This window comes from Enterobacter sp. RHBSTW-00994 (assembly GCF_013782625.1).
Lineage (GTDB): Bacteria > Pseudomonadota > Gammaproteobacteria > Enterobacterales > Enterobacteriaceae > Enterobacter.
The window spans coordinates 4,014,938-4,028,410 of sequence record NZ_CP056199.1 but is presented as its reverse complement, the minus strand read 5'-3'; the positions used below and the strand labels follow the sequence as shown (position 1 = coordinate 4,028,410).

The 13,473-nt window shown below is 56.6% G+C and carries 5 protein-coding genes and 2 pseudogenes; 6 read left to right on the top strand and 1 reads right to left on the bottom strand.

What is annotated here, in order from left to right; all coding sequences use genetic code 11:
• The first annotated feature begins 158 nt into the window (after nucleotides 1-158).
• The 3 genes from HV346_RS19205 (at nucleotide 159) to HV346_RS19195 (ending at nucleotide 2,067) form a co-directional block, all read left to right on the top strand.
• The gene (locus tag HV346_RS19205) at nucleotides 159-971 is read left to right on the top strand and encodes a VENN motif pre-toxin domain-containing protein (protein ID WP_181620765.1); all 813 of its coding nucleotides are present in this window, start codon (nucleotides 159-161) and stop codon (nucleotides 969-971) included.
• A 99-nt stretch (nucleotides 972-1,070) separates the two neighbouring features.
• Nucleotides 1,071-1,619, top strand: coding sequence for a DNA/RNA non-specific endonuclease (locus HV346_RS19200; RefSeq protein ID WP_249415110.1), 549 nt, complete (start codon nucleotides 1,071-1,073; stop codon nucleotides 1,617-1,619).
• Between the two features lie 118 nt (nucleotides 1,620-1,737).
• Complete coding sequence (locus tag HV346_RS19195) at nucleotides 1,738-2,067, top strand: hypothetical protein (RefSeq protein ID WP_181620764.1); 330 nt, start codon at nucleotides 1,738-1,740, stop codon at nucleotides 2,065-2,067.
• A gap of 80 nt (nucleotides 2,068-2,147) precedes the next feature.
• Here the strand turns inward: HV346_RS19195 and HV346_RS19190 are convergent.
• Nucleotides 2,148-2,835, bottom strand: a pseudogene (locus tag HV346_RS19190) (IS1 family transposase).
• A gap of 394 nt (nucleotides 2,836-3,229) precedes the next feature.
• On the opposite strand from HV346_RS19190, the pseudogene HV346_RS23475 reads away from it, so the two are divergent.
• The 3 genes and pseudogenes from HV346_RS23475 to HV346_RS19180 all read left to right on the top strand — a co-directional run.
• Nucleotides 3,230-3,374 (top strand): annotated as a pseudogene (locus tag HV346_RS23475) (hypothetical protein); the annotation flags it as partial.
• Nucleotides 3,375-3,720: 346 nt separating this feature from the next.
• Complete coding sequence (locus HV346_RS19185) at nucleotides 3,721-5,433, top strand: ShlB/FhaC/HecB family hemolysin secretion/activation protein (RefSeq protein ID WP_181620763.1); 1,713 nt, start codon at nucleotides 3,721-3,723, stop codon at nucleotides 5,431-5,433.
• A 122-nt stretch (nucleotides 5,434-5,555) separates the two neighbouring features.
• The gene (locus HV346_RS19180; RefSeq protein WP_181620762.1) at nucleotides 5,556-13,400 is read left to right on the top strand and encodes a hemagglutinin repeat-containing protein; all 7,845 of its coding nucleotides are present in this window, start codon (nucleotides 5,556-5,558) and stop codon (nucleotides 13,398-13,400) included.
• The last annotated feature ends 73 nt before the right edge of the window (nucleotides 13,401-13,473 follow it).

Genomic DNA, 13,473 nt, shown 5'->3' with positions numbered 1-13,473 from the left:
AGTTCCACGCACTTTTTGAGCGTTCCGGTATATCAGCCATCAGTAACGGCAGCATCATTATCCGGGACCCGGCAAACCAGCAACAGGATATCGCAGGGCTGAGCCGGGATACGGAGAATATCCACCGGGGTGTGGATGTTGCGGGTGATGTGCAGAAGGTGAAGGATAATCTGGCGGTACAGAGTGAAGGGAGCGTCCTTGCAGCGTCAGCGCTGGATGTGTACGGAAAGTATGCAGAACGGAAGGCAAAAGAATCCAATGCGGCGCTGAAAGAGAAGCTGGCGGCAGAAGGCAAACTGACCGGTGACATGACAGCGGAGGAGCGGGAAGCCAGGCTGAAAGCAGACCCTGATTATCAGGTTACAGACTACGGTCCGGGGAGTGAGTTCTGGACGAAAGGGAGCGCCGCGGCGGGATTACTGGCAGGTGCGCTGGGTGGTAACCTGAAGGCAGGAGCGGCAGCCGGAGCGGCTCCGCTTCTGGCCTCGCTGGTAAGGAAGGTGGATGAAGCGTCGGCCCGTGCGGCGCTGCATGGTATCGTTGCAGCAGCCCTGACGAAAGTGTCTGGTGGCAGAGGTTCAGAGGGAATGAAGGCCGGGGCGGCAGGAGCCATAACAGGCTCCGGGATGACGGAGCATCTGATAAGTGCGCTGTATGGAAACAGGACGGCGAGTGAACTGACTGCGGATGAGAAGCGTCTGGTCAGCAGCCTGGTGACGATAGCGGGTGGTCTGGCAGGGGCGGGAGTCAGTGGCGGGAATCTGTCGATGGCGGCCCTGGCATCGAACACTGCGAGGGGGGAGGTTGAGAATAACTCGCTCAGTGCTGATCAAATAGATGGTTTTGCAGCAAAAGCCAAAGGGTGCGAAGCTTGTAGCGACTGCGATAAGATAGTTAAAGAAATGGAAGATCTGAGCCTGTTGCAGCAGAAACAGATGATCGCTGTTTGCTCTTCTAATCCGGATGCCTGAAGAGAAAAGTACGGTGATGTACCAGCCAATGGAATGTTGGTTCGGGAAGCGATAGATCGCACGCTCGGGGCTGATGTGCCATCCAAAATGAAGAATGATATGTCTTCATTGCTTGCGCAGCAGATCGAAGCTGAAGGCGTTGTAACAAGCACCGAATTTGCCAGCCAGCTAGAAAGTCGCTATGGCATGGATAAGCAGCAATCCGAAATCATGGCAATGGCTGTTCTGGGCGCTGTAACTGGAGGAATGAGCAAAGGTGGCTTCTCTGGCTCCGGGGCTAAGAACATTGTTGTTGTGGACTCAGGTAAAAAAGGCACGTGGAACAAAGCCTTGAATAATCCTGAGCCTAATACAATATATAAAGTCGATGGAAATAAAACATATCATACAGATGAGCTGAACCGTACAACAGTTGTTAATGCAAGTCTTAGCTTGTCAAAAAATGATAGAAATACGTATCAACAATGTAAGGCTGGCAATTGCGGCTACTCTGCTGATGATGGTGGACATTTAATCGCCAGTATTTTTAACGGGCCAGGTGAAAAGTTAAATCTTGTTCCAATGGATGGTAATCTGAATAAAAGTGCATGGAAGCAGATGGAAAATACATGGGCTAATGCATTGAAAGATGGTAAAAAATTGATGTGAACATTCAGCCAATATATTCAGGTTCTAGTGTTCGTCCTGATCGGGCGATTGTTAAATATTCTATTGATGGTGGTCGCCCCGTGAATGTTGATTTCAAAAACTCCCCAGGAGGTAAGTGGTGAAAACAACGGAGTTTGAACAAAAAATTGGCCAGATTTTGTTTGATTGTGGCCCGGAGAATGCGAAAAAAATAATTGCACGGGCAGAGGTTTTTCCTGAGGATGATGGTGGGCGTTATGAATTTGATTATATCGATGAAAATGGTGAACTAGATTGGTTCGACCCTGATGGGAGAGCTGTTGCTGATCTAACTGATGTTTTGGTTGCTTATAAGAATTTTTTCACCGACAACAATTTAACCAATGGGAAACCCATTTGGTCAAAGTGTGAGATAACAGTCGATGTGCCTGAGGAAAAGATTAGTATAAAATTGCAGTATGACGATTAACTCGAACTAGCTTACCCGTCATGATTGGCGGGTGCTTTCTCTGAATTACTTCAGCAACAAGCAAGAGGTAATGCATCCAATTAGTAGAATATGTATTTTTCAATGAAGGCTCCGATGACCTTTTCATGTAGCTCAATTGAGCGTGAGAAGCAGATTGTTTTTCGGGCCAGGCGCTTGATGCGGGTTCTGAGCGTCAGATTGTTACGCTCAATACGCTGAGTGAATATTTTTCCCGTCAGATGCTTCTCCTTCGGCACTTCTCTGGCATAACTGCCCCAGTCATCGCTTGTTATCATGCCGATATTAAACGGCGTAAGCAGGGCCAGAAGTTCACGACAGGTATCATCCGTCCGTGCTCCGAACGTATAAGCCAGAATGCCACCCGTTTTGGTGTTGTATGCGTACCAGAGCCAGTGCTGCCGGGCTTTACTACCGACAAAGCTCCATTGCTCATCGAGTTCGCAGATAAGTGCAACATCAGCATGCGCGACCGGAGAGGAGGTTATTCGCTTTGGCGCGAGTTTTTTAAGGTGCGAATGACGGTGTTAATACCGATTTTGAGCGTCCTTGCGGTATCCCGGCCCCGTTGAATGCCATTTCGGTAATTTGTTCTTTGACGCCGGGTTTGCGTGCTTCATAGGTATAGGTGAGCAGAAACACGCGGTGGCAGTCACGACAGTGAAAGCGGTCACGGCCTTTAGGGCTCTGCCTATGACGGTAAACCTGAGCAGACTGACAACGGGGACAATGAACAGTAACGCTGGCCATAAGCGCACCTCAAAAGTGGGGATTATACATCAATTCAACCAATTAGAGGCATCACCTGTCAGATGAACATCGTGCCAGAATCGTTTGTCGTTGCGTTAATGCTTTGTTTTTTTATAAATGATTTTCTGAGGGGAATGGCATGAAATGACTGGGTGAAAATTAAATGGTTTCCTTTTTGCTCAATACAAAATGCCTTGATTAAGCTGTCATCCTGCCAGCATTATTTAGATAATGATTTTGTATTTTTCGTTTATTCATATTCGGTATATCAATGAATTGTTAGGCCCCTCTGTTTATCCTGAAATAACCTTCAGGATGTCCGGCATAATTTAGTGACATACATCTTGAATTATTTGTAAATAAAGAGTAAAGATTAGCTCTAAGGATAAGAGCTATCGTTGGGGACGAAAAGGGATATAAACTACGAGTAAACGTTGTTCAGAATAAGGTTGCGCCCGCACGTATCAATTTAAAATTATCGCTGTATTCGGGCGGAGCACAGAAAAATCGAGCTCCCTTATAAATTACTTGCTGTAGGCTATCCCAGCAAGCGGTAGCGCCGGGCGTGAAAGGATTATTTTGATGTCAGCACAGGGTACGTCATCTTCATCTGTGGTGACGGCGACAATAGTTAATAAGATAAACGTTTATCCGTCACTGTTCGATTAAATTAGTCTGCTACCGTAAGGCCGCCGCTGGCGCTTTATTAGGTTGATGTCGATTTTTTCTGAAAAACCTTTTAATTTTCTGAAAAGCAGGGCGAATTGGCAGATTAAGTGACGTGAGTAAGTATTGAACGAATAATTGATTGTGCATATTGTTGCGCGAGTGTTGCTATTTTGATTAGGGATCATTCTCGCATTTTACTCAGGATATTGGGCTGTTATGGATAAGCGTTGGCATATTCTTGCTGTTTCATCTTTTGTATTTCCTCTTTATGCGATAGCGGCGCCGTTGCCGTTGACGGATTCTAATACTCAGGAATTGCTACGCCAGCAGGATCGCGAGCGCTTACTTAGGGAGCAGCTCGACAAACAGCCGGACGTTCGAACCGAAATACCCGAGGCCGACGGCCAAAACGCAAAGCTGCCGGTCAACGAATCCCCCTGCTTTCGCATCGACAGCGTTGCGCTGGTTGGCGATGCCGCCGACAGATTTCAATGGGCGCTATCTGCCGCAGCCCAGGGCGGCGACTCAGCGGAAGGACGCTGCCTCGGCGCTCAGGGGATCAACCTTGTCATGCGCCGCATTCAAAACGCCATTATCGCCAAAGGCTTTGTCACCACCCGAATTTTCGCCGGACCGCAGGATTTAATGCAGGGTGAGTTGACGCTGACCATCGTCCCCGGTCGCATTCGTGAAATTCGTTACGCAGACGGCAGTGACGGGCAGCAGGTGACGCTTAATACCGCCGTTCCGGCCAGCGCAGGTGACATTCTTAACCTGCGAGACATTGAGCAGGGGCTGGAAAACTTAAAGCGCGTGCCTACCGCAGAAGCTGACATTCAGATAGCGCCTACGAACAGCGCAGGAGAAAGCGATTTAGTCATTACACGCCGACAGGCGCTGCCGCTACGCGCCTCATTGTCGATGGATGACTCCGGCAGTAAAAGCTCTGGCAGATATCAGGGCGCATTTTCTCTTTCTGTCGACAATCCGCTGCGCCTGAACGACCTGTTCTACATCAACGCCGGCCACAGCCTGTTTGGCGACAGCAATCCCCGCGACAGCCAAAAAGGCACCGAGAACAACAGCGCCTACTACTCTGTCCCCTACGGTTACTGGCTGCTGAGTTTTTCTGCCAGCCAGTACGATTACCATCAGACCGTTTCCGGCTATCAAGCCGACTATAAGTACAGTGGTAAAAGCAAAAACGCCGATGCGCGCCTGTCGCGTATTCTGTATCGCGACGGTTCGCGTAAAACCACCGCCAGCGTGCGCGGCTGGATGCAGGAGTCCAAAAACTTTATTGACGACGCGGAGGTTGAGATCCAGCGCCGCCGCACTGCGGGTTGGGAAATCGGCCTGAGTCATCGGGAATTTATCGGCAGCGCTATCGTAGATGCCAACGTGTCGTGGCGACAGGGTACCGGCGCGTTTAACGCCATCCCCGCCCCGGAAGAAGAGTTCGGCGAAGGCACCTCGCGCCCGCGCATCCTCAACGCCGATTTGCAGTATAACCAGCCGTTCAGCCTCGGTCCGCTTAACCTGCGTTACAGCAACCTGTGGCGGGCGCAGTGGAACCAGACTGCGCTGGTCCCCAATGACCGTTTCTCCATCGGCAATCGCTATACCGTGCGCGGCTTTGACGGTGAATACACCCTCTCCGGCGAACGGGGCTGGTTTGTCCGTAACGACTTAGGTCTGGCGCTGGGAAGCTACAACCAGGAGCTTTACGTCGGCATGGACTACGGCGAAGTGGACGGCCCGTCAACCGAATGGATTATTGGCCGCCACCTGGCCGGTGCGGTCATCGGCCTGCGCGGAGGCTATAAGTCATTCAGCTATGACCTGTTTACCGGCTGGCCGGTCAGTAAGCCCGACGGCATGCCGGTCTCCAGCGTCACCTATGGCTTTAACGCCAGCCTGTCGTTTTAGGGAGAGATTGCCATGAAACAGGACGTCAACATCATCGCGCCCGCATTGACCGGCCAGCCGGTTGACGGTCATCTCGTCAGTAATTTTTGTACGCAAAAGATTTTGAGCGAAGGAACGCAATCATGAACAAGGGCATGTATCGGCTGGTATTCAACAAAGCGCGCGGCGAACTGATGGCCGTCGCCGAATTCGTCACCGGGCATCAGAACGGCGGTACGCCACGGCCGTCAGCGCCGCAGGTTAATACCGTGGCGGCCAACCTGCGCCCTCTCGCCTTCAGACTGCTGTGCACGCTTAATCTGGTATGGATTGCGCCAGCCGATGCGCAAAGCCATATCGCCGCTGACCCCAGCGCACCGCGAAATCAGCAGGCGCAGGTACTGCCTGCGGGCAGTAACCCGAACATCCCCGTCATTAACATCCAGACCCCGAACGGCAAAGGCGTTAGCCGCAACGCCTACAGCCGATTCGACGTCGGCCCTGACGGCGCGGTGCTCAACAACGCCCGCACCAATCAGGACAGCCAGTCGCAATTGGCCGGTTACGTCGGCGCTAACCCGAATCTGGCCAGCGGCAGCGCGCGCGTCATCCTCAATGAAGTCAACGCCCGTGCCCCGTCGCAGCTGCGTGGCTATATCGACGTAGCCGGGCAAAAAGCCCAGGTTATCGTCGCCAACCCGGCTGGCATTACCTGCGACGGCTGCGGCTTTATCAATGCCAACCGCGCTACGCTTACCACCGGCCAGCCGCAGTTTGACAATGCGGGCAACCTGACCGGCTACCAGGTGGATAACGGCAAAATCGTCGTCGGCGGTCGCGGTATGGGCGCCAGCCGCGTTGACCACACCGACGTGCTGGCCCGCGCCGTCGAGGTCAACGCGGGGATTTGGGCCAATGAGTTAACCGTCACCACCGGCACAAATCGCATCGACGCCCCCAATACCGCACAGGCCGAGCGCAGCACCGCCGGTGGCGATAAGCCGCAGTTTGCGCTGGACGTCTCTTCGCTCGGCGGCATGTACGCCGGTAAAATTACCCTGACCGGCACTGAACAGGGCGTCGGCGTACGCAACGCCGGTCATATCGGGGCGTCGGTCGGCGAAGTCGTCATTACCGCTGGTGGCAGGCTGGAAAACAGCGGTACGCTGAACACGGCGGGCAATCTTAACGTCACCGTCAGCGGCGAGGTCAACAACAGCGGATCGGTTTACAGTAAAGCCAACGTGACCGTTCACAGCCGTTCGCTGAAAAACGACGGCGGCATATGGGCTTCTGAGGACAACCGGATCCAGAGCCGCGACGAGGTAGGCAACAGCGGCGCTATCGCCTCCGGGCGGCATACCCACATCAAGGCGGCCAAAGTTACCAGCGGCCAAAACGGTTCGCTGGCGGCGGGCATCGATGAGGAGGGCCACGCCAGCCGCGCCGGCGACCTGACCATCCAGGCAGATGGCCAACTGTCGCTGCACGGACAAAGGCTGGCCGGGCAATCCATGAGCCTCCAAACGGACGGCCCATTGTCGCTGAACGGACAAGGGCAGGCCGGGCAATCCATGACCCTCCGGGCAAACGGCCCACTGTCGCTGCACGGACAAGAGCAGGCCGGGCAATTCATGACCATCGCAGCCAGCGGCATTGACGCGAGCGGCAGCCAGCTACAGGCCGAGTGTATGACCCTTAGCGCCCAACGCGAAGCGTTGACGCTGAGCGGCGCTGAAATTATCGCCACACAGTCCCTTTATGCCTACACCCCCGCCAAACTGAACAACGACGGCGGCCTGCTGGCCGCTGACCGGCTGACGCTCAGCGCCGATACGCTCTCCAACCGAGACGGGCGGATCGTCCACAGCGGCACGCAGGCGCTGACCCTGAACCATCGGCAGATTGACAACACGCAGGGCATGATTGCGACCAACGCCGCACAATTTTCTATCGACACGTCGCAACTCGGCAATCAGCAGGGCAGCATCGTTCACGGCACGGGGGGAACCTTTACCCTCCATGCCGCACAGTTCAACAACGATTCCGGCCACGTCACCTCGGCGCAACGGCTAAACATCACGACCGACAGCTTAACCAACCGCCAGGGACAGATTGCTGCGAGCCATACGCTGTCGGTAGTCGGCAACGGCCTGACTAACACCGCCGGCGAACTCTGGGCCGGGGAGCTTTTGAGCGCGACCGCCGACAGCCTGAGCGGCGACGGCAAACTGCTGTCGCAAGGCGACCTCTCCCTGTCGCTGAAACAGGCCTTTGATCATCACGGGGAAATACTCGCCAACGGCGGCCTGACGCTTGCGACAGAGAGTCAACTCGCCAACAGCGGACACATTGCCGCCGCCGGCGAGATGCGGCTAAGCGCGGAAAGCCTTGAGAATACCGCCTCCGGCGACATCGGCGCCGGGGCGCTGCATACAGGCGTGACGCAAAAGCTCGCCAACAGCGGACGCATTGCCGCCACCGGCGAGATGCGGCTAAGCGCGAAAAACCTTGAGAATACCGCCTCCGGCGACATCGGCGCCGGGGCATTGCATACAGGCGTGACGCAAAAGCTCGCCAACAGCGGACGCATTGCCGCCGCCGGCGAGATGCAGCTAAGCGCGAAAAACCTTGAGAATACCGCCTCCGGCGACATCAGCGCCGGGGTGCTGCACACAAACGTGGCGCAAAAGATCACCAACCGCGGCGTGATAGACGGCGGCCTGACCCACCTGGAGGCGACAACGCTTGCCAATATCGGCAGCGGCAGAATTTACGGCGACGCCGTGGCTATTCAGGCCCAAACGCTCAACAACCGCAAGGAAGGCGACAGTTCGGCGACCATCGCCGCCCGCGAGCGACTGGATATCGGCACAGGCCTGCTCAACAACACCGGCGACAGCCTGATCTACAGCGCGGGCAGCCTGGCTATCGGCGGTACGCTGACGCCCACCTTTGCGGCCAGCGGACGGGCCGACGTCATCAACAACACCGGCTCAACCATTGAGTCCGGCGGCGATATGTGGCTGGGCGTCAATACGCTCAACAACCTTAACGACGGGCTAAAGACCCGGATAAATATCGTTGAGCAGTCGGCTCACCATGAAGTGGTCGTTGCAGACCAGACCGATCGCTATGAATGGGATGACGTCGATACCAGCCAGAAAAACAAGTACGGCGTACACTGGACCATCCTGCCGGACGGCACTCGTCACGATACTTTCTACGAATACCGCTATGACCGCACGGTCAAAGAGACGCAGGTTATCCAAAGCAATCCGGGGGAAATCATCGCCGGCGGCAACCTGCATATCGAAGGCGGTACGGTCAACAATCAGGACAGCCGCATCATCGCGGGCAGGCAGCTTGGCGCATCGGTCGGGGCGCTCAATAATCTGGCCACCACCGGCATTCGCATCGTCAGCGACGTGGGCACTCAGGTGAGGTGGTATGAGAAAAAAACCAAAACCTGGCGCGGCACCACCAAAACGTCGCAGGGCAAAAAAAGCAGCGCCTACCGCTATGCGCCGCCCGATGAAACCATCGACCTCGGCGTGATGGCCTGGCAAAGCCACAGCCCGAACGCAGGGCAAGGTATCGTACTGCCCACGATGACGTCAGTAACCCCGATGGCTCCGATGGCCACGGTCACGCTGCCCGCGTGGGATGACCCACAAAGCGTCGTGCGCACCACCGGCGTCAACCTGCAATTGCCCTCTTCCGGCCTGTACCGCATCAATCCGGCCCCCGGCAGCGCTTATCTCATCGAGACCGACCCTCGCTTTACCCACTTCAAGCAGTGGCTGGGCTCGGACTACATGCTGCAACGGATGAACATCGACCCCCACGCCCTGCACAAGCGCCTGGGCGACGGTTTCACCGAGCAGCGGCTGATACGCGAGCAGGTGACGGCGCTGACCGGCATGCGCTTTTTGGCCGGGTATGAGAGCGACGAGGCGCAATACCGCGCCCTGATGGACAGCGGCATTGCCTTTGCCCAGAAATACCCGCTGACGCCGGGTATCGCGCTGAGCGCTGAACAGATGGCGCACCTGACCTCCGACATGGTGTGGATGGTCAGTCAGACCGTTCAGCTTGCCGATGGCAGTTCGCAGCAAGTGCTGGTCCCGCAGCTTTACGTGCGCGGCAAACCCGGCGATGCGCCCCGGGGCGAGGCGGTGATGTCCGGCCAGCAGGTGGCGATAAACGCCCGCGGCGACGTCGTTAACAGCGGCGCTCTGGTCGCCCGCAACGAATTACAGCTGGTTGGCGACAACCTGCGCAACCTGGGCGCCGTCAGCGCGGACGTGCTTGACGTCGTCGCCCGAACCGACATTTTCAACCTTGGCGGCACGTTGCGCGCCAGCGAAAGCCTGATGCTGTACGCCGGGCGCGATATCCTGAGCCAGAGCACCCTGCGCGAAGCGGGCCGCGAGCGTTTTATCGACCGCACGGCGCAGATAGCGGTCGACGGTCCGCAGGGGCAACTGACGCTACAGGCCAACCGCGACGTCACCCTGACCGCGTCCCGGGTCAGCAACGTCGACGCGCAAGGCAGCACTCACATTATCGCCGGACGCGACGTCAACCTCGACACGCTCAACACCACCCACCACGAGCGCGGTGACTGGGGCAAAAACAACTACCGCGAACTGAGCCAGCAGGCCGAAGTGGGCAGCCGTATCGACGCGGGTGGCGATATCCTTCTGTCTGCCGGGCGCGACATCGCCAGCCGGGCGGGAACGATGACCACCGACGGCGCGCTGACGCTTGAGGCCGGGCGGGATATCCGCCTGACTGCCGGCGAGTCCGCCTTCCACCTGACCGAGCACAGCAAGCAGTCCTCCCGCGGCGGGATTTCCTCACTGTCGATTGAAACCCACGACGAGCGGCAGGCCACGCAGGCGCAGGACAGCCTGCTGTCGGCGGGCAGCCTTGACCTCTTCGCCGGGCAGGACATTCGCTTCACCGGAAGCCAGGCGGTGGCAGACCGTGACGTGACGCTGTCCGCCGGGCGGGACGTCACCGTACAGGCCGCCACGGAAAGCTACAGCGAGCGCCACTGGCGAGACGAGAAAAAGTCTGGCGTGATGAGCAGCGGCGCGACGGTCACCTTCGGCTCCCAGCAGCAGAAGGTCGACAACACCTCTTCCGGCACCCAGAGCGCATCCAGCACTATAGGTAGCCTGGGCGGCAACGTCATCATCGACGCCGGTGGCAGCTACCGCCAGACCGGCAGCCACGTCAAGGCGCTGGAAAGCGATATCGGCATCACGGCGGGCGACATCACCATTGAGTCCTCCGCCGACGCCTGGCAGAAGAAGAGCGTCTACACCTTCAGGCAGGACGGCCTGACCCTTGGCGTCTCCAACCCGGTTATCAGCGCCATCCAGACCGCGCAGGACATGCACAAGGCCAGCAAAAATACCGATGACTTCCGCATGCAGGCGCTGGCCGGGGCCACTACCGGGCTTGCGGCTTACAACGCGGGCAGCGCCGTAGCGCAGAACCCGCAGTCGGCAGGCGGCATCAACATCAGCATCACCTACGGCCAGAGCCGTTCAGAGGACGTCACCAAAAGCTGGGGTGTCAACCAGACCGGAAGCCAGGTGCAGGCGGGCGGCAACGTCATCCTTAACGCCAATACCAAAGATGGCAGAGAAGGCGCCGGCAATATCCGCGTTACCGGTAGCGACGTTACCGCAGGTCAAAACCTCGGCCTTATCGCCGAGAACGATATCCTGCTTACGGCCTCCGACAATACCAACAGCCTGCGGCGCGACAGCGAGAGCTACAGCTGGGGCGCGGGGGTCGGCATTGCCATCGGCAAGGGCGTGTCCGTCGGCTTTACCGCCAACGGCAGCCTGGGGCGCGGCGAGGCCGAGGGTGACGACGTGTGGCGCACCAACAGCCACCTGACGGCGGGCGACACGCTGTTTATCCAGAGCGGCGGCGACACTACCCTCTCCGGCGCAACCGCCAAGGGCAAAAGCATCATTGCTGACGTCGGCAAAAACCTCACCATCGAGAGCCTGCAGGATACCAGCACCTACAAGAGCGACGACTGGAACGCCAGCGGCAGCGTCACCGTTGGCTACGGTTTTAGCGGCAGCGCCAGCTACAGCCAGAACAAGGTGGACGCCGACTTCAGGAGCGTCACCGAGCAAAGCGGCCTGTTCGCCGGCGACGGCGGCTTCAACGTCTACGTCGGCGAACACACCGACCTGACCGGCGCAGTCATCGCCAGTTCGGACAACGCGGCAAAAGACGGCAAAAACCAGTTCAGCACAGGAACTATCGAGACCAGGGACATCAAAAACCGCTCCAGCTATGATGCCTCCGGCTTCAGCATCGGCGGCGGCTACAGTTCAGGCGGAGACAACAAAGACGGCGTCGGCAAGGACCAAAAGGGCAACGCCACCACCGGCGCTAACGCTGACCCGTCCACCACCCAGCCGAAGACGGAAGGCGGATTTAGTGCCACCACGCCGATTTACATGTCGGCCTCCGACAGTGACAGCAGCACCACTCGTGCGGGCATCAGCGGCGGCGACATCACCATTAGGGATGAAGCGGGCCAGACGGCGGCGGAAGCCATCGCGGGCCTTAACCGCGACGTCTCCAGCGACCGTGACGGAACGAATGCAGTCGACAACCTGTACGAGCGCGACAAGGACAAAATCGACGCCGGGTTTGAAATTACCCGCGCGTTCCAGAATGAAGTCGGGACCTTTGTGGTGAACAAGGCCAAAGAGGCCGATGAGTTGAAGAAGACACTCGAGGCTCAGGGTATCGACCCGGAGACCAACGCCGATTATCTCGACGCCCTCAGGTGGGCCCCCGGCGGTGCATACAGTCAGGCCATCACCGCGATTACAGCGGCCACCGGCGGCAACGTGATGGGCGGCTTTGACGGGCTGGCCCAGGCAGCGGTGCTGAACTACGTGCAGGGCATGGGCGCGGCGGAAATCAAGAAGCTGGCGGACAGGATTGGCGAAGGTACAGTGGAGGGCGAAGCCGCCCGCGCCGTTCTGCAAGGGTTAGCCGCCTGCGGCGCACAGGCAGGGCAAGGCGGCGACTGCGCCAGCGCCGGGTTAGGAACGGCGGCGGGGGTGATTGCCAATGCCATTTTGAATGACCGAAGCAAAGCCGTGGAGGACATGACCTCTGAGGAGAAGAAGGCGCGGGAGGATTTGATAACCTCTCTTGTCGCTGGCATTGCTGGCGCATCTGGTGGGGATGCGGGGAGTGCGGCGGCGGGGATGCAGGTGGAGCAGGAGAACAATGTTTTTCTTATAGCTGTACATCCTGATGCTTATCAAGATGAGCTAAAAACTACCGACGATCCACTGTATCGTTTAACAGAAAAACACAAAGAAGAATTAAAAGAGCAAGCTTTTTCAGGCGACGCTGTAGCGGCCAAAGAGCTTCAACAGATAGAAGAGATAGAACAAACTACCAAACAGGCTATCGCTATTTATGGCGTAACGCTGCTACCAGGCAGTTATAAAACGATGTGGGTTATAGGAGCCGGAGCGAATGCGGGAATGCAATATGCGAGTGGTGAAGAAATTAATCCAGTGAACTCAATTATAGCTGGCTGGGTAAACGTCGCCACTGCAGGTCAGGGTTGGAAAGCGACAGTAGCCTGGAACGCTGCAGGAGGGGCATTAACCAACACAATTAACGGTGATGACCCGCTTACCGGAGCAATTACCAGTGGAGTTGGTGCTGGTTTCGGTTACAGCGTGGGTAATTATATTGTGAAGCCCATAACAAATGCGGCAGGCAAAAGCATTACTGGCGGATGGGACCCCAAATTCGACCCCGTTAGGTTACAATATACGGAGATAAAAGGACTGATTGGAATATCGAAAGAAATGTCGCCGAGTAAAGTTCCTGGAGCAACAGGAAACATAATTGGTTCCTTTAGCACTGAATACGGTAGCTCTGAAACTCAAGAGATTATCGATAGGATCAAAAAATGAGTTGTTCAATCGATCTTTTAAAAAGAAAATTGGTCGCAAATTTTTGTATATTTTTTGTCTGTTTGTTCTCTGT